Below are 22271 nucleotides of genomic sequence, written 5' to 3'. Positions count from 1 at the left end.
CCAGATTTTCGTGGCGCTAGCTCTGGAACGCGGCCACGACATATGCTGCTGCACCCTGGTGGCTGATCCACTGACAGAACACTGCCGTGGGCATGGGATATCAGCGCACACACATTGACGCATAGGCATAGGCTGGAAGGTTACGAACTAACTCCTCTTGGCGAGGGGCTACGTGATGTTCTGGAGGCAATGCGAAAGTGAGGGGATTCAGTTTCAGAAGGAGCGCCTGCGGAAGAATCCAGTGGAAACACGGTGGATGTTGCTGAGTTCGGTACGAGCCTACAATGCCCATTTAGCCAACTCAACAAGAGCCCATCACTGCGCTCAAAATGAGCAGCCAAGGACTGGTTAAGCCCAATCCATCGATTTATATTTGTTGTATACCCGCGCCCGGTTGCTTGAGTTCGACCCAACTGCCTCGCTAGCAACTTCCATCGTCATAGCCCCCAGTCACCATTGGCCACGTAGTGGTCTCTTCTCGCGCCTAGTGGGGATGGTTGATGAAACCGCGCATGGATCGCGAGCTGGCGATCAAGGCCTCGTTGATGGCGGTGTGGCGGCGCCAGCCGAGTCAGCCGGTCATCATCCACTCGGCGGGCAGCCAGTTCAGCCACGGTTGGCAGGCGTCCCTGAAGTTCCTCAACCTGGTATTACTATGGAGTTACGAAGTGTCACACCGTTGTGTTAAATGGGTGACAAGTAGGTTGCAGCCTTGACCTACTGTATTGAGCTTGAAGTCTGTATTAGGGGGCTTGACAGCAATTCTTTTCGAGGTGGATCGAAACTTGCTTATATGTTGTCAAAAATAAGGGTGGTGGCTGCTAAGCCTAACCCGGTCTGTTCTGTTCCGATAGGAGCAAATCATGCAATATTTCGCCCATCTGCCTACCTTGGCATTATTGATTGCTATTCTGGCCGTGATGTGTGGGCTAGTGCTCTACGTGATGCGCCTTAACCTGAATTTACGCTATTCCAAGCGGGCGCTGGAGATGGAGATTGGCGAACGGAGACGGGCCGAAGAAAAATTGGCGGCGAACGAAAATCGCCTGCGCCAGATTATTGCTTCCGAACCAGAATGCGTGAAGCTGGAAACCTCGGAGGGAATTCTGTTAGAAATGAATCCGGCAGGATTGTGTTTGGTGGAGGCTAACTATCCTAACGAGATCATCGGAACCTCCGTATACAATATTATTGCACCGGAGTTTCGCGATAGTTATCGTGCGCATTCCACGCGGGTGTTCGCGGGTGAGTCGAGCATCATGGAATTTCAAATGATCAGCCTGAAGGGGCGCCGGCGCTGGCTGGAAACCCATGCCGTGCCCCTGCGTGACCGATGCAACAAAGTCACTGCCCTGCTCGGTATCACGCGCGATATCACCGCACGTAAACATGCCGAGGAGGAAATCCGAATGCACTACGGAGAGCTGGCTCATGCTTCTCGAGTGAACACTATGNGGGAGATGGCCTCAGGCCTCGCACACGAGCTAAACCAGCCTCTTGCAGCCATTGCCAATTATTCCCATGGCTGCCTGCGCCGTATTCGCTCAGGTGCCGGCACGGTGGACGACCTCACTCGTGCCATCGAGCAGGTCTGCAATCAGGCTGACCGTGCCGCCGACATCATCAGAAGCTTGCGACGCTTCGTGAACAAAGAAGACAGCCCGCATCAGCCCCAGGATCTTCTGGGCATTGTGCGCGAAGCCATGATTATTGCCAGACCTGAGGCGAATATGCACCAGATCGATATCAGGCTGAAGCTAATTCCAGGCATGCCCAAGGTGTTGGGACATGCTATCCAGATCGAGCAGGTGATCCTGAACCTCATACGCAATGCGGTGGAAGCTATGAGCAACATGCCCNCCGTGTTGCGCCGCCTCGAACTGAGCACATCTTTGGATGATGACATGGCCGTCGTGACGGTGCGTGATTCGGGTCTTGGTCTACCGCGCGAAACGCTGGAGCGCATCTTTGATCCATTTTTCACAACCAAGGCGACCGGGATGGGAATGGGCCTGCCGATCTGTCGGTCGATTGTTGAAGCGCATGGTGGGACTCTGTTAGCTCTTCCCAATGAAGAGGGCTGCGGGTTGACAGTCCGTTTTACACTGCGTACAGCTATGGAGAAAGCAAGTCATGGGTGATCGACAAACTGTTTTTGTGGTGGACGATGATCAGGCAGCACGCGAATCTCTAAACTGGCTGCTTGAGTCCGTTGGCTATCATGTTGACTGCACAGCCTCGGCGCTTGAATTTCTGGAAAGCTACGATGGCAGCGTATCAGGGTGCCTGGTACTGGATGTCCGCATGCCGGGTATGAGTGGCTTGGAACTGCAGAATCACCTGATCGAACGCGGATGGTGTCTGCCGGTGATTATTGTCACGGGACATGGCGATATACCAATGGCGGTACGCGCGATGAAGGCAGGTGCTGTCGATTTCCTGCAGAAGCCTTATAACGATCAGACCTTACTGGATCGGATCAAGCAGGCACTTGATCTCTGCAGCCAGCGTCGTCAGAGCCACAGCGAATTGGCCCTGATTCGCGCGAATTACAGGCATTTGACCCAGCGAGAGCGGGAGGTGGCAGCACTGGTAGTGGCAGGGAAAGCGAACAAGATCATCGCGATTGAGCTCGGTCTGAGTCCGAAGACCATCGAGGTCCATCGCGCCAACGTTATGTACAAGATGCAGGCTCACTCACTCTCAGAACTGGTGCAGATGTGGATGCGCTTGCAAGTTGAGCCGCGACTCACCAGCCAGGCTGCATAGGCTGGTGTTTTTGTATTGCGGAGGGGCTTCAGACAAACCCTGTTGTAATGCCGAAGGGGGCTAGGGAAGCCCTATGAAAGGTACCTGATTGTCCGACTTATAAATGGTTTTCTTTTGGCTTCTAATGAACTGGGGGCGTACCCAGTGTGTTTCGTCCCCATACCTCATACAACCCTAGGAGTAGAGCCATGTCGCAAGAGACCGTCAAAGCCGCCCTGATGCAATCGATAGCAGGCATCCAAGGCAACCCCGGTGCCGCCAAGGTGGTGTTCCGTGCGGATACCCAGCTGGAAGAGGATGTGCGCTGCAGCGCAAAAGTGCGCGATTTCGCTCCGATCATTGTTGATGAACCGCCCGACCTGGGAGGGGCCGATGCGGCAGCCAATCCGGTCGAGCTGTTGCTGGTCGCCCTGGGCGCATGCCAGGAAATCATGTACAGCGCCTACGCATCAGTCATGGGCGTACAGCTCAACAGCGTCAAGGTGAATCTGCGTGGCTATCTCGATCTGCGTGGCTTGTTCGGCTTGGATGCAGCCGTCCCGCCGGGCTATCAGAAGATCATTTTCGAAACTACGGTGGACAGCCCGGCCGATATAGAGACCCTGAAAAAGCTGGTGGAAACGGTGGAAAGCCATTGCCCGGTGCTGGATACCTTGGTGCGCGCCATCGAGGTCAGCGGCCAAGTCACCCTCAATGGCCAACTTATGGAGGTAGGCGCCGTGCCTGCCTGATCTGGAGAAGTCATCCACCCAGTGCCACATGGCCGGGCGGATGACGGAGGAGTCATAACATGACCAAACATATCGTGATTGTCGGCGGAGGCCCTGCAGGTTATGTGGCGGCGTCGCACGCCGCTGCAGAAGGCGCGCAAGTAACGCTGATAGATCCACATCCCCTTGGAGGAACGTGCCTGCATCGCGGCTGCATTCCGACCAAAACCCTGGTGGAAGTCTGCAACCTGCTCGACAAGATGCGCCGGGCCGAGTCCTATGGCTTGCATCTGTCCGGTACGGTGGAGCCGGACTGGCCCGCAATGCGTGCCAAGGCAGGCAAGGTGATCGACCTGCTCAATACCGGCATCAACAGCCTGATGGCGGACCGCCGCGTGGTTCACGTACAAGGGCGTGGCCGTGTCCTGGACGGACATCGCGTGGAGGTGGCGGGCCATGGCGTGATCGAGGCCGATGCCGTACTGATTTGTACAGGGTCGAGCCCGATACTGCCCGAAAATTTCATGGCTGACCGTGCCCGCGTGGTGACCAGCGACGATTTGTTGCATTGGGATACGCTACCCAGATTTCTGCTTATCGTCGGGGATGGTGTCGTGGCGTGCGAGTATGCGTTCATCATGAATGCGCTTGGCGTGCAAGTCACGCTCGTCGCCATGGGCGAGCGCNCCTTGCCCTTCATCGACAGCGATATCGCTGCCGTCGTCCAGCGTGAAATGCGCCGGCGCGGAATCGAATTCATCAACAAATGCGCAGTGGAAAGCCTGACGGCCATTCCGGATGGCGTGGTCGCCCTTGCAAACGACAAGGTCGTGGCCAGTGCCGAGCGTGTGCTGGTTGCGATCGGCCGGCGTCCCAACACGCATGGCATGGGTCTGGAGGAAGCGGGCGCTGAACTCGGCCCTCGAGGCGAAATCGTGACGAATGGCTTCATGCAGACCTGCCTGGATGGCCTGTATGCGGTAGGCGACGTCAACGGCAGGCTGGCCCTGGCGCATGCCGCATCGGCTCAGGCGCGGCTGGCGGTGGATCACGCCCTCGGTGTGGAATGTGCGCCATTGGACGAATCGGTCATTCCCTGGGCCGTGTTCACCATGCCTGAGATCGGATGCGTCGGCATGACCGAACAGCACGCCATCGAGAAAGGCCATGCCGTCAGCACAGGTCGATTCGATCTGCGTGGTCTCGGCAAGGCGCAAGCCATGAGCGAATTGACCGGGATGGCCAAGGTAGTGACCGACCGCGTCAGCGGCCGCCTGCTCGGGGTTCATATCATCGGTGCCCACGCATCGGACATGGTTCACGAAGCTGCGGTGCTGCTACGCCAGGGCGCCACCGTCCATGCCATCACACAAACCGTCCACGCCCATCCCACGCTCTCCGAAGCCATACACGAGGCAGCAGAGGATGCGCTGGGACAGGCTGTACATAAACCCATGAAACGANAAAAGACGCATCATGCCCACGCATTACCCTGAAGACCGTCTCTACCATCGCGACGCACTCTGGCTGCAACTGCTGGAGGGCGACGAAGCCCTGGTTGGGATCAACCACTATGCCCAGGATAGCCTGGGCGAAGTCGTGTTTCTCGATCTGCCGCGCGTAGGCGCGACGATCCGGTGCGACACTCCCTGGGTACCGTCGAATCTCGCAAGGCCGTGTCGGACATGATCGCCCCGGTAGATGGCACGGTTCTGGAAATCAACTCCCGGCTGCGCAATGAGCCCACCCTGGTCAACAGCGATCCCTATGGCGAGGGATGGACACTGCGCATCCGCCTGACCTCGCCAGGCGATATCGGGCATCTGCACGACGCCGCGGCCTATCTCTCGCACATGGGTTTGAGCGACTGAATATCTCACACCCGAACCAAGGAATATGAAATGAATTTTACGACCCAGGATCTGATTGCTCACGCCAAGAGCCACATAGTCGAGTGGAATGCAACCACGGCAGCACGTGAACTGGCTGCCCGCCGCGATATTGTGCTGCTGGACGTACGCGAACCGGCCGAATTCAGCGAGGGATGCATCGGCAATGCCTGCAATGTCCCGCGCGGCGTGCTCGAATTCAAGGTCGACCCCAGCTATCCGGCCTGCGAAAAGGCCTTGTTGGACCGCGACCTGGAAATCCTCGTGTACTGCAAGACCGGCGGACGCAGTGCCCTGGCCGCACATACACTCAAGCAGCTGGGGTATGGCAAGGTGATTTCGCTTGCCGGCGGCATCGAATCATGGAAGGAAAGTGGCTTCAGTGCCGCTGCGCCACAGATCTCCTGATGGCTTCCCTTCCGTGCCGCGAGGGAAATGTCACGCTTGAAACATGAGAAATTTCTTTTCAATGATCCAGTCGGACAGGGGCAGGTCGGTCAAGGGTTTGCTCAGCAAGTGGGAACTAGCCCACTGTACTGGCTGATCGGTATGCAGACGGTTTTNTCGCCGACCGCTTGGCGATAGCCCCCTGGCCCGAAGCGGGCAATGAGGTCGGCCTTGTAGGTTGTGAAGAAACGTTTGATGTAGGCCATGCCCATGATCCCATCGGCGGACAGTTCGTCGGTGCCCGGGTCATAGACCAGACGGACTGGCATCAGGGGCATGGGAGCCGGCCCAATCACGACCTTGGCGCCATCGGCGGGATCGTACACACTGCCATGCGCGCAGCACACGATCCTGCCGGGGCCGCCGGCCAACTCGCTACCGCTGGCCGCATAGCGCAGATAGGAGACCTTGGGCTGGGGATAGCTCATCTGGTGGGTGCAGATGGCCACGAAGGCCACGAACTGTCCCTTGGGGCCGACTCCCCCNTGCCAACGATAATCGCCCTCTTCATTTTTCAGGGCGATATTCGGCTTGGTGGGCCGATCTCCCAGATTGATCAGGAAGCAGGGCACGCCAGCGAGCGGGTAGGAAAACACCAGTGCCTCGCTGGTGGGAATGGCCGCCCCTTTGAGCGGGGCGCCGGATCGATCAGTCAGTTTTGCGGCGGGAAATGCTTCGAAGTCGGCGGCAATGGCCATCCGGCCCCAGTTGGCCGAAGCCAGCGTTGCGCTACCCGCACACACCTTCACGAATCCACGTCTGTCCATCTTGTTTTGTTCTCCCGCAGGAAAAACCGCCCCGAAGGGCGGTTGTATTGGTTGCCGATGAGACCCGGTACTCCGAATCAGGCGTTAAACATATCGCGATAGATACCGCGTGCCCATTCCAGCGTTGCCTCGCCTTTGGCGGCATCGCGGTTCTCGAAGGTCTTGGTGTCCTTGGAGAAGCCCGTGATGATGTCCTTCTCGGTGCTGTAGTCGTAGCCGGCATCGACGCTGATGGCTTCCATCGGATGAGCATTCACCATCGAGTAACAGATGGTGCGCGGACTGACCCAGGAGATTTCCTTGCCTTGGGCGCGTGCCGCCAGCACCTTGGCGATGAAATGGCCTTCGGTGTTGGAGGTGTTGGCGCTCTTGGAATAGGGATGCGGACGCGAGTCGCCGGTCACGTAGACGTGGGGNTCGCCGATGATGTTGTAGAAGCGGGTGTCGATGTGGGCTTCCTTCTGGTTGCTCTTGCTCGATGGCGCCATCAAGCCGAGATGCTCGATCAGCGTGGAACCGCGGACGTTGGCATAGATGGCCGCGTCGTCGAACTTGTATTCATCGAATTCGGTCTTGATGATTTTCCTGTCCACATCGACGCCCGTCACTGCCTTGGATGGCAGCCATTCGATGTAATCCCGGTACAACTCATTGAAGGCCGCATGGAAGCCATCCTTCTTGATGGTGATTTCCGGGTTGGCATCCAGCACCAGAACCTTGCCCTTGATCTTGTTCTTTTTGAAGGTGGAGGCGAGCAGACAGGCGCGTTCGTAGGGGCCGGGCAGGCAGCGGTAATTGCCGGACGGCACGGTTTGCACGAAGACGCCGCCTTCGAATTCCTTGACCTTGCGATGAATGGTGACGTGTTCGGTTGGTGAGATGAAACCGCCCGGATAGATCTGACGCAGCGCGGTCATCGCGTCCACGTCCGTTACGCCGATCTTGTCGTAGTCGTACGAGATACCGGGTGCCAGGACCAGGAAATCGTACTGGATGTCGCCCTCGTTGGTGGACAGGGTACGGCTGGTCCGATCCAGGCCGGTCACCGTCGCGTTGAAGTAGATATAGTTGTTGTTGACGGCCGCGTCCAGGAAGCTGTGGTCGGCCAGGAACTCCAGGTTGATGAGGCCGGCGTACCACAAGTTGCTGGAAAAACAGGACGAATACATGTCGCGCTTTTCCACCAGGACCACGTCAAATTTCGGATATTCCTTCTTGGCGTATTTGGCGATGGTCAGGCCGGAGGTTCCNCCGCCCACAACGACCAGGCGCGGGCCCTTGGCTTTCGGGAGTGCCGCCATGGTGTGGGTGGCAATCGCAGGTGCGGCATTGGCCACGGTCGAGCGTACTGTGCCGGCAAGACCCGCCGTACCCGCAGCAAATATGGCGCCGCTCATTTTCATGAAATGACGTCTACTGTTATTCTCTTCCATTCTTGTTTCCTCCCAAATGACGACAAGTAAATGCTTGGCGCCAGGGCACCGGAACCAAGCTACGCAAGCAGCTAGAGCCAAAAATGCGGGCCCGGAAGGGCCGCCAAAATCAACGGGCAGGAGGAGTTAGGAGAGGCCGCCCGTTAAAACAAAACCGATCGTTCATTCCATTTGCAGGGCTTTCGCGGGACACGCCGCAACCACCTGGCGCACCTGTTCTTCGGTGGCATTCTCGGGCTGGATCACGAACTTTCCGTCTTCCACTTTGAATACCTGCGGCAGCGTCTTGACGCAATTTCCGCTGTGGCAACAGATCTTTTCATTCCAGAGAACTTTCATCGTGTCTTCCTTTCATTGATTAGCCAGCCGAAAATCTTCATGAACAGCGTTTGTAGACCATGCCGTTATTCTGCGCGTTGACAGAAAAATTCCTATCCGGAGAACTACCTACTCCCGGCAGGAAATTACCCGCAAATGGCTTCAGGCTTCGGGGTCGTACATGTCATGGCGAATGCTGTTTCGGTTGGCGATCAATTCGTCGATGCCGGGTTGGTCGTTGAGCGCGCGCTTGATGGCGAGCTTGGTCGCTTCGTAGTTGGTGCGATAGAGATCCTTGTGGTCGAGATTGGGATCGGTCGCGCAACGGGGNTCGATCCACACCAGGCTGACGATGCACAGATCGTTGACTTGATCGCGCGGCAGGATGCCTTCGATCACACAGTCCAGAACGGCATCGGCTGTGGCCGCCTGGACCGTGCCGCCGAACAGGTCGACGTAGGCCATGCTTTTCATGGTGACTTTGGGCACCATCAAGGTGGCGGGGCGCACCTGCTGGTTGCAGGCCCGGATGGCGAACATGCGGGTGTGGCCTGCGGTCTGTCCCATCATGTTGGCGAAGGCGTGCCCGACGGGTCCGTCGACGGTGCCGATCAGGATTTCCGGCATGGCGTCGGTGAACTGGCCTTCCCGGGCGAGGACGGTGGCTTCGCCTGTTTTGAAAATGATCGTGTTGTGGTCCATGTTTTGCCTTTCGACGTTCAGTGCGGTTTATTGGGGGCGTTCATGATGTTGGCAAAGGTGCCTTCGATCCTGGCATATGTCTCGGAGGGAAACGAACGACATCTTGCTCAGGGTCGCCTGGCGTTGACCTGACTCATGAATGTATCGCTGGGGTCATGGTCCGGGATCGGCAGGTTTTCCGGAGCGAGACGCGCATCGCGTACCAGCGCTGCAACGTTGTCGCCGGTCAGGCTTTTCAGGAATGCGACGAGCGCCGACTTTTCGTCCGGCGTCAGATTCAGGCGCACGATCAGAGGAGATTTCTCCGGGTTGTCGATCCCGCCCTTGTCGTAGAAATCGACGACTTCCTCCAGTGTGCGCAATGACCCGTCATGCATATAGGGNGAGGTCAGTTCCACGTTACGCAGGATAGGGGTCTTGTAGGCCCAACTGTCTTTCGGGTTGAACGTGACTTCGTAGCGCCCTACGTCAGGCATAGGCGGTTCGAACGACTTGAGATGCTGGGCATTCACGTCGACAAATACATTGGGCGCGAGTTGTACGCGATAGGTCGTGCGCTCGGGGAACATGGTGCGCTCCCAGCCCAGCCCAGTGTTATGGAACTTGTGATCGGTGAACAGCGCGCTTTTCTCGCCTATCGAGTGACAGGCGACGCAGCGCCCCTTGCCCATGAACACCTGGAAGCCGCGCTGTTCCGTTGCGTTCAGAGCATTCTTCTCGCCGCCGTAGTACCAGCGGTCGAAACGGGAGTTGCCGGAAACCAGCGTGCGCTCGTAGCTGGCGATGGCCTGGCCGATGCGCTCCGCCGTGACGGGGCCATTGAAGGCCGCTTCGAACATGCCCTTGTATTCGGGCAGTTGGCGCACCTTCTCGACGACATAGCCGATGGCCGGCATGTCCATTTCATTCTTGGTCAGCAGGGGCCCCCAGATCTGGTCTTCCAGATGCGGTTCGCGTCCTTCAAGGAACAGGCTGCGCTGGTAGCCGACGTTGAACATGGTGGGNGAATTGCGTCGATGGCTGCGGCCCTCCATGCCGATGGCTGCGCCCAGTTCATGGGAGGTGAAACCTTGCTCGGGGACGTGGCACATGCCGCAGGACATGGTGTTGTTGTGGGAGAGGCGTCGGTCCATGAACAGGCGACGTCCGAGATCGATCTTTTCTTGAGTCAGGGGATTGGATGCTGGAATAACGAGGGGCGGCAGACCAAGCGGGATGGGCAGATTGACGGGGGTGTCGGCACGTACGACGGGTGATAGCGAGGACAGCACGCTGGCCATCGAGAGCCAGCGCAGGGCACGAATTACTTTCATGGCAGTTTGATACCTTCTTCCATTAACAAAGTGAGGATGTCGTTGTAGATGACATCGGGTGACAGATAAGCCGTGGTGTAGATCTCCCGGATGACATGGTTGCGGTCGATCAGGAAAACCTTCAACACATGGCTCAAGGTGCTGAGCGGTTTCTTGGTGACAGGATCGACATCGATATAGACGTCCTGGCCGTATGCATCGAGTATCGGGATGAGATCACGGAGCGATGCCGTGGTGAGAAAGTCCCACGGCACGCCACGATCGGCGTTTCCGCTGTCTCCCGCATAAAGTTTGAGGACTTCCGGCGTATCGCGTTTCGGATCGAAAGAAAGGCTGACGAGTCGGATGTTCCCCTTGAATTCAGGATGCCTTTCCAATCGGTTTTGCAGATTATGGAATACCAGGTATGCGAAAGGACAACCACTCGGATCGGCGCAGCTAGAATAGATGAAAGACAGCAGCGTGATCTTACCCCCAGTGAATTCTGAAAGTGAACGCGCCTTGCCGTCGATATCCAGTACCTTGCCATCGGGCGCGGTTTTGATGTCATAAAGCTTGTAGCTGCCAGGTGGGCTGGGCTTGAAATCCATGACCACGCCAGCTTGTTCGGTGATTTGCTGGGACGGATTGGTGTCGGCAGCGTTGGCGCTACAGGCACCCGCCAGAACGAGTGTCAGGAGCATGGAAAAAACCGCCCCCGCAAGGCGGAGAGCCCCAACAATGTAAGTGCTCGGTCTGGACATCAAATCATTTACCCTTCGGCTCGGTCAGTGCGAGCTTGAGGCTGTCCAGGTCCTGCGATTCGGTAGCGGCCAGCGGCTTCAGCTTGCTCAGGTTGAGCGCCTGGAACTTCATGTGGTGGGCGCGACCGAGCTTNTCCTTGTAGAAGTCGATGGTGAAGACGTGAGAAAGCTTCTTGCCGTTCCATTTGTACATCTTCAGGAACTGCTCGTCGTCCTTGCCTTTCTTGTCCCAGTTGCCTAGCAGGGAGGTGGTGTAATACACCCGCTTGCCGTCGAAGGACTGCGACACCATGTTGACCTGAGAGCCGATTTTNTCCTTGAAAACTTCCTTCGGATGCATCGGGTCGTGGAAATCCCAGTAGCGGGTCATGCCGTCCATGAAGGTGTTGACCCACAGGCCTTTGCCGTCGGCCGTGATGGAAATATCCACCGGCAACGGGATATCGGCGGGGTTGCCGATGGTGGCGACGTCATGTGACTGCCATTCACCATTTTTATCCTGCTTGATGACATACAGCTGCGAGGTCAGGGCGGTGGCGGTCACGGCCCAGTTGTCGCCTTTCTTCAAGGACCAACGAATCTCCAGCGGTGCGCCGGGCACATCGAAGACCTTCATGGGCTCCATGGTTTTCAGATTCCACATCGCCATGGTATTGCCGAAGTGCTTCATGGCGTCAGGGTCCTTGACCATTTTCCCCAAGTCCATCATGTAGTTGTTCCAGCCTGTGAAGCTGGACGTCAGCAGGACATTCTTCTGGGGGTTGATGCCGATGTCATAGCCATAGCCGTCCCCCTGCACGCCGCCGACCTTGGTGGTGGGCATATCATGCTTCGAAATGAATTTCCCGTCATTGCTGTAGACCGCGATGCCGGTCACGCCGCCATGGTCTTTCGCGTTGGACAGGGCCTGGATCATCATGCGGCCGGGCAGCGCATAGAACGTATGGGGGCCCACATAGCCGGTCTTCTCGACCAGATCGGTGATGGTCCTGACCAGTTTCGGCTTGCTCGGGTCGGTGCCGATGTCGAACACAAACATCTTGTTGCTATCCAGTGCGCCTGCCCACATGTAACGGCGGTCGTCGCTGAAACCCATGTGGTGCGCTTCGCCGCGTCCGCCCACGGAGAGCGAATTGATGACCTTGCCGAAGGTCTTGGAACCGGGACGCACGTCCACGGTCACGAGCTTGTCCGAGCCGTCGCCGATGCCTTCGACGCCCAGCGTCCAGACATAGACCAGGTCTTCCTGTCCCTTGATGAGAGGNGTGAAAGGCGAACAGGCAGTTTCGTCCGCATGCGAGAGGGTCGGCAGGGCGACGACGCCCAACGCCACGGTGGCAGAAACGGCGGCCGCCAGGGCCTTCAGTGAAAAGCGGTTATTACATTTGGGCATATCGGTCTCCTTATCTTTGAACGGACAAACGTACAAGCGCAACGCTCCTGATAAATCCAATAATTCGTTGGGAGGCTAGAGCGAAGTTCGCGTCTTACGTAAAGCAACCCTCGTGCCAGAAATGCTTTTATATATAAATCAGCGAGTTCCGTTTGTGGTTAAGGGTTTACCCTCAAACAGATTGCTTCTGAACAGACTAGGACGGTGTGACAATTTGTCTCAGCTCTAGGCCACATTTTTGTCTACTCGTACATGACACTCTGTCACAGTGCCGGCTCTGCCTGGGCCGGATTCGTATGCCTTGTGGTTGATTAAGTTCTTGTTTATGAATGTGCTTGATCGCTGTCTTGGCTGCCAAGTCCAATTGGCACGCGAATTGCTGAGAACAGTCAAACACCCCACTCCAATGGTTTCTTGATTGCTACAGAGGATTTATGTCTAGTACAAATCAAGCCGACTTGTTGCCCGCATTGCACCGGCTACAGGAAAAATTCGGCTATATCCCCGACCATGCCATTGCCGACCTGGCAAAAGCCCACAACATGGCACAGGCCGAAGTGGTTGGTGTCATCGGCTTCTATCATGATTTTCGTCGTACGCCGCCCGGCCGTCAGCGCCTTCGGATATGTCGCGCAGAGTCGTGTCAGGCTATGGGCGCGGATGCGTTGGCCATGCATGCCAGCACGCAGCTCGGCGTCGAGTTTGGCGCCACTACAGCCGATGGCGAGGTGACGCTGGAAGCAGCGTATTGCCTCGGCAACTGTGCCTGTTCGCCGGCGGTGATGCTGGACGACGAATTGCACGGCCGGGTCAGCGCCGAGCGCCTCGACGCCATGCTTGCAGAAGGACGAGGGGTATGACGCAACGGATTTTTGTGCCTCGCGATGCCAGTGCCGTATCGGTGGGCGCGGAGCGTGTGTGCCGAACGATCGAGAACGAGGCCCGGAACCGCGGGCTGGATGTGGAAATCGTGCGCAACGGCTCGCGCGGATTGTATTGGCTGGAACCGCTGATCGAGGTCGAGATCGACGGACAACGCGTCGCCTATGGGCCGGTTGCTCCAGAGGACGTGCCTGGCCTGTTCGAGGCTGGATGGCTGCGGGGCGGCGCGCATGCCTTGTTCCACGGTCCCAGTGAGGAGATTCCCTATCTGAAGCGCCAAACCCGGCTCACCTTTGCCCGCATGGGTGTCACCGATCCTCTTTCGCTGGAGGATTACCGCGCGCATGGCGGACTCAAGGGATTGGAGCGTGCGCTCGACATGAAGGCCGAAGACATCGTGGACGCCGTCGATACGGGTGGCCTGCGTGGCCGCGGCGGCGCAGGTTTTCCCACGGGAATCAAGTGGCGTACCGTGATGAATGCGGATGGCGGACAGAAATACATCGTCTGCAATGCCGACGAGGGGGACTCCGGTACCTTCTCGGACCGCATGCTGATGGAGGGCGATCCCTTTTGCCTGATCGAAGGCATGATCATCGCCGGCCTGGCAGTTGGGGCGGACACCGGTTACATCTACCTGCGTTCGGAATACCCGGATGCCTGGGACGTGCTGGAGGATGCCATCGTCACGGCCACGCGTGAAGGCATGCTGGGCGCCAATGTGCTCGGTTCCGGACGACGCTTCGAACTGAATCTTTTCAAGGGTGCCGGGGCCTACGTGTGTGGCGAGGAAACCTCGTTGCTGGAGAGTATCGAGGGCAAGCGCGGTCTGGTCCGCGCCAAGCCGCCGCTGCCTGCGCTTCAGGGTCTATTTGGCCAGCCCACGGTGGTCAACAATGTCATCACACTGGCCAGCGTTCCCTGGATCCTGGCGCATGGCGGCGAGGCCTACAAAGCGCACGGCAGCGGTCGTTCGCGCGGTACGCTGCCATTCCAGCTCGCGGGCAACCTGAAGCGGCCCGGCCTGGTCGAGGTCGCCTTCGGCATGACCCTGCGCGAACTGCTTTACGATTTCGGCGGCGGCTCTGCCAGCGGGCGGCCGATCCGTGCCGTGCAGGTGGGCGGACCGCTTGGCGCCTATCTGCCCGAGTCGCGTTTCGACCTGCCCCTCGATTACGAGGCGTTTGCGGCAGTCGGCGCCACGGTGGGCCATGGCGGGATCGTTGCCTTCGACGACAGCGTCGACATGGCGAAAATGGCCCGCTATGCCATGGAATTCTGCGCCATCGAATCCTGTGGCAAATGCACGCCGTGCCGCATCGGTTCGGTTCGCGGGGTGGAGTTGTTGGACAGCATGCTGGCCGCGCGTCCGCAACGCTCCAACGACGACACCCTGTTGCGCGATCTCTGCCAGACTATGCTGGAAGGGTCGCTTTGCGCCATGGGCGGGATGACGCCGTATCCGGTTCTGTCCGCGCTTGATCACTATCCTGAAGATTTCGGCCTGTCGCCGAAGCAAGAGGAGGCCTCCACATGAGCCTGCATTGCCATCACGACCGGGGTACCCCGGCACGCACATCCACCCAACACGTCACACTCTCCATCGACGGCGTTCCCGTTACCGTTCCGGCCGGAACCTCGGTGATGCATGCCGCAGCCGAAGCGGGAATCGATATTCCCAAGCTGTGTGCGACCGAACAGCTGGAATCATTCGGCTCCTGCCGACTCTGTGTGGTCCAGGTGAAGAACCGGCGTGGTTACCCCGCCTCATGCACCACGCTGGTGGAGGAGGGCATGGAGGTCACCACCGAGAACGATGCCCTGTTCCGTCTGCGTCGCGGCGTCATGGAGTTGTATATCTCCGATCACCCGCTCGACTGCCTGACCTGTTCCGCCAACGGCAACTGTGAACTGCAGGACCAGGCCGGTCGCGTCGGCCTTCGCGAGGTCCGTTACGCCGACGGTCAAAACCATCTGCAGGAAGCGACGGATACCTCGAATCCCTATTTCGCCTACGATCCGTCGAAGTGCATCGTCTGCTCGCGCTGCGTGCGGGCCTGTTCCGACATCCAGGGCACCTACGCCTTGACCACCACCGAGCGCGGATTCGACAGTCGCATCGCGGCAGCGGGCGGCGAGGATTTCATGTCGTCCGAATGCGTGTCCTGCGGCGCCTGTGTCGCGGCCTGCCCCACAGCGGCGCTGATGGAAAAATCCGTCATCGAGATGGGGCAGCCTCAGCGCAGCATCACAACCACCTGCGCCTATTGCGGCGTGGGGTGCTCGCTCAATGCCGAGTTGCAAGGCGAGAAGGTGATCCGCATGGTGCCCGACCTCAATGGTGGCGCCAACCATGGCCATGCCTGCGTCAAGGGCCGCTTCGCGTGGGGCTATGCCACGCACGCCGACCGTATTACCACGCCGATGATCCGCAGTTCGATCCGTGATCCCTGGCGCGAAGTGAGTTGGGAGGAGGCCATCGCCCACACGGCGAGCGAGCTGCGGCGCCTGCAGGAANAATACGGGGCTGAATCGATCGGGTCGATCACCTCTTCGCGCTGCTCCAACGAGGAGACCTATCTGGTCCAGAAGCTGACCCGTGCGGCCTTTGGCGTCAACAACGTCGATACCTGCGCTCGTGTGTGCCATTCGCCCACCGGGTATGGTCTCAAGCAGACACTGGGCGAATCGGCGGGGACCCAGGACTTCGATTCCGTGATGCAGGCGGATGTGATCATGGTGATCGGTGCCAACCCGACCGACGGCCACCCGGTATTCGGTTCGCGCATGAAGCAGCGCCTGCGTCAGGGGGCCAAGCTGATCGTCGCCGACCCGCGCGCCATCGATCTGGTCGACACACCGCATGTGCGTGCCACCCATCACCTGAAACTGCTGCCCGGCACCAATGTCGCACTGATCAATGCCCTGGCGCATGTCGTCGTGACCGAGGGGCTGGTCGACGAGGATTTCATCGTGGATCGCTGCGAGGCGGAGGCCTTCAACAAATGGCGCACCTTCATTGCCGATCCGCGTCATTCGCCGGAAGCGGCCGCATCCGTCACCGGCGTGCCGGCGGACGAGGTACGCGCGGCTGCGCGACTGTATGCGACGGGCGGCAATGCGGCCATCTACTACGGTTTGGGCGTGACCGAGCATAGCCAGGGATCCACCATGGTCATGGGGATCGCCAACCTGGCCATGGCCACCGGCAACATCGGGCGCCCCGGCGTCGGCGTCAATCCGCTGCGCGGCCAGAACAACGTGCAGGGCTCGTGCGACATGGGATCCTTCCCGCATGAACTGCCCGGGTATCGCCACGTTTCGGACGTCGCCACCCGCGAGCTGTTCGAGTCGGTCTGGGGTGTTCCGCTTTCGGACGAACCCGGCCTGCGTATCCCGAACATGTTCGACGCGGCCATCGCTGGCAGCTTCAAGGGGCTCTACGTACAGGGCGAGGACATCGCCCAGTCCGACCCGAACACCGGGCATGTCACCCATGCGCTGGAATCCCTCGAGTGTCTGGTGGTGCAGGACCTTTTCCTCAACGAAACCGCAAAATTCGCACATGTCTTTCTGCCCGGCGCCAGCTTCCTTGAAAAGGACGGCACCTTCACCAACGCAGAACGGCGCATTTCGCGCATCCGCAAGGTGATGCGTCCGCTTGCCACCTATGCGGACTGGGAAGTGACCCAGATGCTGTCGAACGCACTCGGTTATCCGATGCATTACAGCCATCCGTCCGAGATCATGGACGAGATCGCGCATCTGACGCCCACCTTTCACGACGTGTCCTACGCCAAGTTGGACCAGTTGGGCAGCATCCAGTGGCCCTGCAACGCGGCGCATCCGGACGGCACGCCGACCATGCACGTGACGGAATTCGTGCGGGGCAAGGGACGCTTCATGTTGACCGAGTACGTTGCCACGGACGAGCGCGTCAACCGTCGCTTCCCGTTGCTGCTCACCACTGGCCGCATCCTGTCGCAATACAACGTCGGCGCCCAGACCCGGCGTACCGCGAATAACGCGTGGCATCCGGAAGACATCCTTGAGCTGCACCCGGTGGATGCCGAGGACCGCGGCATCCGCGACGGCGACTGGGTTGGCGTGCAGAGCCGCGCTGGCGAGACCGTGCTGCGCGCGCGAATCAGCGAGCGCATGCAGCCCGGCGTCGTCTACACCACGTTCCACTGGCCCGGATCCGGCGCCAACGTGGTCACCACGGAGAACTCCGACTGGGCCACCAATTGCCCGGAGTACAAGGTGACCGCCGTGCAGCTGTCGCGCGTGGAACAGCCCTCGACCTGGCAGAAACAGTTTGCGCAATTCAGCGAGGAACAGATGAAGCTGCTGAAGCAGGAGCCGGCCGGTGCGTCTGTGTGATCTGCCCGACCCTCCATGACGTTGCCGTCCCCCTGGTGGAAACCGCCGCGCGCGGACCGGGTGGCATACGAATGGACTCGGTGCCGGAAGAAGTACCGGTCGCCTTGTCCTACAACGGCATCTCGCATGTCGTGATGCTGGCCAGTCCGACCGATCTTGAGGACTTTGCCCTCGGATTCAGCCTGAGCGAAGGCATCCTGGCGGACCCCAGCGAGCTGTATGACCTGGAGCTGGAGATCGAAACCCGCGGCGTGGTCGTGCAGATGCGTATTGCCGAAGCGCGGTTCGTCGAACTCAAGAACCGCCGCCGCGCGCTGGCCGGTCGTACGGGTTGCGGCTTGTGCGGCGTGGAAAGCCTGGATCAGGTGGCCCGCACCCTGGCGCCATTGCCGGCCGGCCCCGCCATCGCAGCCGCGGCACTGCATCGGGCGCTGGCCCAGTTGCAGCAGAAACAGCCATTACATGCCAGCACCGGCGGTGTGCACGCGGCCGCCTGGGCCGACGCTGCAGGCGATCTGCTGATGGTGCGCGAGGATGTGGGTCGCCACAATGCGCTGGACAAGCTGATCGGCGCACTGGCGAAAGACCGGCGCGATCCTGCCGCCGGCTTCGCACTGGTCACCAGCCGTGCCAGCTTCGAGATGGTGCAGAAGGCGGCCAGCGTGGGCATCCCCATTCTGGCGGCGGTCTCCGCGCCGACAGGCTACGCGATCCGGCTGGCCCAGGAAGTGGGGCTGGCCCTGGCAGGCTTCGTGCGCCAGGGCCGTTACACCGTTTACTCAACCCCCGAACGAATCGAAACCTGAGCAGCACATGAATATTGAACACCTGATCCACATGGCCAATCAGATCGGCGCCTATTTCGAGGCCGAGCCCGATCGGGCGGTCGCAAGCGCGGGCGTTGCGGATCATCTGGCCCGTTTCTGGGAGAAGCGCATGCGCCAGAGTCTTTACGCCTACCTGGATTCGGCGCAGGACAGCACCTTGGCGCCATTGGTCAGCGATGCCCTGACCCGGCATCGCGAGCGGATCCTGGGAAAACCCCAATGAGTCGGGCCTTCGTCGCCCTGGGCGGGAATGTCGGTGGACCCGCAGCCCGCCTGCTTGCCGTCATGGGCGAATTCGATTCTCTGCCGCATACCCGCATGTTGCGTGCGTCGTCGCTCTATCGGACTGCGCCTGTAGGCTATGCCGACCAGCCCGACTTCATCAATGCGGTCGTCCTGCTGGAAACCGGACTGTCGCCGGATGCGCTGATGGGCGAATTGTTGGCGATGGAGACGCGCCATGGCCGTGTGCGACACGTGCGCAACGGGCCGCGCACGCTGGATCTCGATTTGCTCCTGTACGATGACCTGGTCCTGGACGGCGATCCGGCGCTGATTGTGCCGCATCCGCGTCTGCACCTACGGTCTTTTGTCTTGGCGCCGCTGGTGGAAATCGCGCCCGATTGCGTGTTGCCTGGTCACGGCCGGGCGGCTTCGCTCCTCGAANAAATGACGGACCGCGATGAGGTCCGCCGCATCGATTTCCCCGGTCTGGATGACGGTCTGCAGGTTCTGCGCAGACTCGGCCAGGGATTGATGCCCCACGCCTACGCCTGACCTATCCGACTGTTGGCCACGCCAGTCCCAATGCGGGCTGATTTTTATGCGGAAAGCGGTGCGGTGCGCTCGATCAGCGCATAGGCGGAATGGTTGTGGATCGATTCGAAATTCTCCGATTCGACCACGTAGGATTCGATACGCGCATCCTCGTTTAGCGCGGCGGCCACATCGCGCACCAGATCCTCCACGAATTTTGGGTTCTCGTAGGCCTTCTCGGTGACGTATTTCTCATCCGGCCGCTTCAAGAGACCATAGAGCTGGCTGGAAGCATTCACCTCGGCGATGTGGATCAGGTCTTCGATCCAGATGAAATCATTCGTCTTGACGGTGATCGTGATGTGCGAGCGCTGGTTGTGGGCGCCGTATTTCGAAATGCCCTTGGAACAGGGACACAGGCTGGTGCACGGCACCAGGATCCTGACGGTTTGGTGATATGCGCCGTCCCGGATTTCTCCGATGAACGTGACTTCGTAATCGAGCAGGCTCTTCACGCCCGAGACCGGTGCCTGCTTGTTGATGAAGTAGGGAAGCTCATCTCGATGTACCCGGAGCGGGCTTCCAGACGCTCGACCATCTGGCGAAGCATGCTTTCGAACGATTCCACCGTGATCTCGCGGAGTTATTGTCAAATCTGGTGTATGGGCATCAAGCCGCGTTCCTGTCTGATTGATCCTGTACTTGCTCGCCGTCCTTGAACTNTCACGTTGTTGACCACGAGGGCCAGCAGATCAAATCCCTTGATCCGTTTCCAGCGCTTCTGCGCGGTTTCCAGTAGCTTGTAGACCATCGCCAGCGTGGTCTCTCGGGAGCCGCAGTTCCGCGCTCTCTTGCTTCTCAGGCGCACCGTCGAAAACGTCGATTCGATCGGATTGGTCGTCCGGATATGGATCCAGTGTTCTGCCGGGAAGTCGNTAGAAGGCCAGCAGCTCCTCACGATCCTTGCGCAGCCGTTCCATGGCGCCGGGATACTTCGACTCGAAGCGAACCAGAGTCCGGTCAAAGGCCTTGTGTGCGTCAGCCCGCGTCTCGGCCATCCAGATCTCATGCAGCGCCGCCTTGACTTTCGGTTGCACCGACTTTGGCAGCGCGGACAGGATGTTCGCCGTCTTGTGCACCCAGCAGCGCTGATGGCGGGTGTCCGGATAGCACTTGGCCAGTGCTTTCCAGAAGCCCAAAGCGCCGTCGCCGATGGCCAGCTTCGGGCTGGTCGTCAGGCCCCGGGCCCGCAGTCCCGACAGCAGTTCTGACCAGCTGGCCTCCGACTCTCGGTAGCCGTCCTCAACCGCAACCAGCTCCTTGCGCCCATGCTCCGTCACGCCGATGATCACCAGCAGGCAGAGGCGGTCATCCATGCGCACGTTGCTGTATACGCCGTCGGCCCACCAGTACACGTAGCGGCTTTGGCTCAAATCTCGCTGACACCACTCCCGGTGCTCATCGATCCAGTGCTGCTTCAAGCGACTGATGGTGTTGGCCGACAAGCCCCTGGCCTGATCACCCAGCAACGCGGCCAGTGCCTCTTGGTAATCGCCGGTGCTCACACCCTTCAGGTACAGCCAGGGAAGCACTTCCTCCACACTCCGGGCTCGCTTCAGGTACGGCGGCAGCAAGGTGCTGTTGAAGCGAACCCCGGAACCACTCCGATCCCGTACTTTCGGCACCTTGATGTCGACATTGCCGATGCCGGTCTGGACAGTACGCTCAGGCAAATAGCCATTGCGCACGACGGCCTGACGGCCATCCGGGAGCCGGTGCTCGGCATGCTGATCCAGAAGCGCCTGAAGCTCGGCCTCGACGGCCTGTGCGATCAGCTCCCGTGCCCCAGTCCGCAGCAGCTCGGTCAGCGGATCAATAACGTCTTTTTCTGGTTGTGGAAGAGTCTTCAGGGTAGACTTGGCCATGGCGTATCACCTTCTGTTGGTTGTTGATCTGGCGTGATCAATCAACAGGATACGCCATCCTTTCTACCTTCCCGTACACCAGAAATGACCATAACTCGATCTCGCGTTCCTGACTGTTCAGGATCTCGATGAAGCGGGACATATGCGTGCCCTTGGTGGGGCAGATGCACGTACATGCCGAAGGTGGCGATGGTGTGCTGGGTACCGCTGCTTTTATCCCGCACCTTGACCGGATGGCGAATGGCCTTGATGCCGACTTTGTCGATGGCGATCCGGCGGACATCCGGCGTGTTCTGGACATCGGGGATGGCCGTATCGACCGACCGGGCAGACTTTCGGTCCGGCAGGGTTGAAGGGCAGGGCAGATCGGTTTCGCAAACGCTGTCGCAGGAGGTCATGGGTTTCCTTGGTCTGGTTCGATCAAGGCAGCAAGGCCGTGACGAGTTTCAATACATCTTGAGTGGGTGTGCCGTAGGGAATGATTCTCACGAGCTTGCCCTGGGTGTCGATGAGGAAGACGTTCACGGTGTGATCGACGGTATAGCTGGAGCCTGTCGGCACATAGCGGAAGTGTGCGCCATACTGGCCTGCCACCTTGTGCAACTCCTGCTCACTGCCGGTCAGCGCCAAGATGCTCTTGTCAAAAAAGCCCACGTAGGGCTCCAGGACATCGGCGGTATCCCGTTTCGGGTCGACACTGATAAAGATCGGTTGAACCAGGGGACGCTTGTCGGCAGGCAGCATGGCCAGCAATTGCTTGAACTGCAGCAGTTCTGTCGGGCACATGTCCGGGCAATAAGTGAAGCCGAAATACAGCAGCACGGCCTTGCCCTTGAACGAGGAAAGCGAGACCTCCTGGTTTTGCGGAGTACGCAGCGTGAAATCCCCGCCCAAGGTATGGGACCCACCCCATGCGATGGACGTGCAGAACAGGAAGAGGGACACGATGCAATAGCGCACAGATTTCATATTTCTTCATTGCCAATCAATACCAGTGGCAAATGCTGCTGCATG

At 59.2% G+C, this 22271-nt stretch carries 19 protein-coding genes and 5 pseudogenes; 13 read left to right on the top strand and 11 right to left on the bottom strand.

Features of this window, described 5'->3' with window-relative positions:
• Positions 1-491: 491 nt before the first annotated feature.
• From HZY77_RS03760 to HZY77_RS03725, 7 genes and pseudogenes are all read left to right on the top strand, one after another.
• A pseudogene (locus HZY77_RS03760) lies at positions 492-647 on the top strand (IS3 family transposase); the annotation flags it as partial.
• Between the two features lie 216 nt (positions 648-863).
• Positions 864-2141: an ATP-binding protein gene (locus HZY77_RS03755; RefSeq protein WP_296818888.1), complete on the top strand. Its 1278-nt coding sequence runs from the start codon at positions 864-866 to the stop codon at positions 2139-2141.
• Complete coding sequence (locus tag HZY77_RS03750; RefSeq protein WP_296818885.1) at positions 2134-2769, top strand: response regulator transcription factor; 636 nt, start codon at positions 2134-2136, stop codon at positions 2767-2769. The genes HZY77_RS03755 and HZY77_RS03750 overlap by 8 nt, the downstream gene beginning before the upstream one ends.
• Before the next feature lie 188 nt (positions 2770-2957).
• The gene (locus tag HZY77_RS03745; protein WP_018508117.1) at positions 2958-3500 is read left to right on the top strand and encodes an OsmC family protein; all 543 of its coding nucleotides are present in this window, start codon (positions 2958-2960) and stop codon (positions 3498-3500) included.
• A 59-nt stretch (positions 3501-3559) separates the two neighbouring features.
• The gene (gene lpdA / locus HZY77_RS03740; protein ID WP_296818881.1) at positions 3560-4975 is read left to right on the top strand and encodes a dihydrolipoyl dehydrogenase; all 1416 of its coding nucleotides are present in this window, start codon (positions 3560-3562) and stop codon (positions 4973-4975) included.
• Positions 4956-5350: pseudogene (gene gcvH, locus HZY77_RS17730) on the top strand (glycine cleavage system protein GcvH). The gene lpdA and the pseudogene gcvH overlap by 20 nt, the downstream one beginning before the upstream one ends.
• Before the next feature lie 30 nt (positions 5351-5380).
• Positions 5381-5776, top strand: a complete 396-nt coding sequence (locus tag HZY77_RS03725) for a rhodanese-like domain-containing protein (RefSeq protein WP_296818873.1) — start codon at positions 5381-5383, stop codon at positions 5774-5776.
• Between the two features lie 101 nt (positions 5777-5877).
• On the opposite strand, the gene HZY77_RS03720 is transcribed toward HZY77_RS03725, so the two are convergent.
• The 7 genes from HZY77_RS03720 to HZY77_RS03690 form a co-directional block, all read right to left on the bottom strand.
• Complete coding sequence (locus tag HZY77_RS03720) at positions 5878-6513, bottom strand: Rieske 2Fe-2S domain-containing protein (protein WP_296818871.1); 636 nt, start codon at positions 6511-6513, stop codon at positions 5878-5880.
• 146 nt (positions 6514-6659) lie between these two features.
• Positions 6660-7979, bottom strand: coding sequence for an FAD-dependent oxidoreductase (locus tag HZY77_RS03715; protein ID WP_296818869.1), 1320 nt, complete (start codon positions 7977-7979; stop codon positions 6660-6662).
• A gap of 198 nt (positions 7980-8177) precedes the next feature.
• Positions 8178-8354, bottom strand: coding sequence for a (4Fe-4S)-binding protein (locus tag HZY77_RS03710; protein ID WP_296818867.1), 177 nt, complete (start codon positions 8352-8354; stop codon positions 8178-8180).
• Between the two features lie 141 nt (positions 8355-8495).
• The gene (fae, locus tag HZY77_RS03705) at positions 8496-9035 is read right to left on the bottom strand and encodes a formaldehyde-activating enzyme (protein WP_296818865.1); all 540 of its coding nucleotides are present in this window, start codon (positions 9033-9035) and stop codon (positions 8496-8498) included.
• 107 nt (positions 9036-9142) lie between these two features.
• Entirely contained in the window at positions 9143-10348 is a 1206-nt protein-coding gene (locus HZY77_RS03700) for a cytochrome c peroxidase (RefSeq protein ID WP_296659452.1), read from the bottom strand.
• On the bottom strand, positions 10345-11031 hold the full coding sequence (locus HZY77_RS03695; RefSeq protein WP_296818862.1) for an SCO family protein: 687 nt from the start codon (positions 11029-11031) through the stop codon (positions 10345-10347). Before HZY77_RS03695 ends, HZY77_RS03700 begins: the two co-directional genes overlap by 4 nt.
• Positions 11032-11095: 64 nt before the next feature.
• Positions 11096-12484 (bottom strand): selenium-binding protein SBP56-related protein, encoded by a 1389-nt coding sequence (locus HZY77_RS03690; protein WP_296818860.1) that lies wholly within the window; start codon positions 12482-12484, stop codon positions 11096-11098.
• Positions 12485-12918: 434 nt separating this feature from the next.
• On the opposite strand from HZY77_RS03690, the gene HZY77_RS03685 reads away from it, so the two are divergent.
• The 6 genes from HZY77_RS03685 to folK all read left to right on the top strand — a co-directional run bounded on the left by HZY77_RS03685 (position 12919) and on the right by folK (position 19353).
• A complete protein-coding gene (locus tag HZY77_RS03685; RefSeq protein WP_296818857.1) occupies positions 12919-13344 on the top strand; it encodes a formate dehydrogenase subunit gamma in 426 nt (141 codons plus the stop codon).
• Complete coding sequence (locus HZY77_RS03680; protein ID WP_296818855.1) at positions 13341-14903, top strand: formate dehydrogenase beta subunit; 1563 nt, start codon at positions 13341-13343, stop codon at positions 14901-14903. Before HZY77_RS03685 ends, HZY77_RS03680 begins: the two co-directional genes overlap by 4 nt.
• Positions 14900-17749 (top strand): formate dehydrogenase subunit alpha, encoded by a 2850-nt coding sequence (gene fdhF, locus HZY77_RS03675; protein ID WP_296818853.1) that lies wholly within the window; start codon positions 14900-14902, stop codon positions 17747-17749. Before HZY77_RS03680 ends, fdhF begins: the two co-directional genes overlap by 4 nt.
• Positions 17746-18555: a formate dehydrogenase accessory sulfurtransferase FdhD gene (gene fdhD / locus HZY77_RS03670; RefSeq protein ID WP_296818849.1), complete on the top strand. Its 810-nt coding sequence runs from the start codon at positions 17746-17748 to the stop codon at positions 18553-18555. The genes fdhF and fdhD overlap by 4 nt, the downstream gene beginning before the upstream one ends.
• A gap of 7 nt (positions 18556-18562) precedes the next feature.
• On the top strand, positions 18563-18799 hold the full coding sequence (locus tag HZY77_RS03665) for a formate dehydrogenase subunit delta (protein WP_296659487.1): 237 nt from the start codon (positions 18563-18565) through the stop codon (positions 18797-18799).
• Entirely contained in the window at positions 18796-19353 is a 558-nt protein-coding gene (gene folK / locus HZY77_RS03660; RefSeq protein ID WP_296818847.1) for a 2-amino-4-hydroxy-6-hydroxymethyldihydropteridine diphosphokinase, read from the top strand. Before HZY77_RS03665 ends, folK begins: the two co-directional genes overlap by 4 nt.
• A gap of 44 nt (positions 19354-19397) precedes the next feature.
• Here the strand turns inward: folK and folE2 are convergent.
• The 4 genes and pseudogenes from folE2 to HZY77_RS03640 form a co-directional block, all read right to left on the bottom strand.
• Positions 19398-19972 (bottom strand): annotated as a pseudogene (gene folE2, locus HZY77_RS03655) (GTP cyclohydrolase FolE2); the annotation flags it as partial.
• A gap of 29 nt (positions 19973-20001) precedes the next feature.
• Positions 20002-21257, bottom strand: a pseudogene (locus HZY77_RS03650) (IS256-like element ISMaq7 family transposase).
• Between the two features lie 58 nt (positions 21258-21315).
• Positions 21316-21655 (bottom strand): annotated as a pseudogene (locus HZY77_RS03645) (GTP cyclohydrolase, FolE2/MptA family); the annotation flags it as partial.
• A 22-nt stretch (positions 21656-21677) separates the two neighbouring features.
• The gene (locus HZY77_RS03640) at positions 21678-22226 is read right to left on the bottom strand and encodes an SCO family protein (RefSeq protein WP_296818845.1); all 549 of its coding nucleotides are present in this window, start codon (positions 22224-22226) and stop codon (positions 21678-21680) included.
• Between the last annotated feature and the right edge of the window lie 45 nt (positions 22227-22271).

The organism is Thiobacillus sp. (assembly GCF_013693775.1).
In the GTDB taxonomy this organism is placed as follows: domain Bacteria; phylum Pseudomonadota; class Gammaproteobacteria; order Burkholderiales; family Thiobacillaceae; genus Thiobacillus.
The sequence above is the reverse complement of the archived record's forward strand: the minus strand, read 5'-3'. Positions and strand labels throughout refer to the sequence as shown.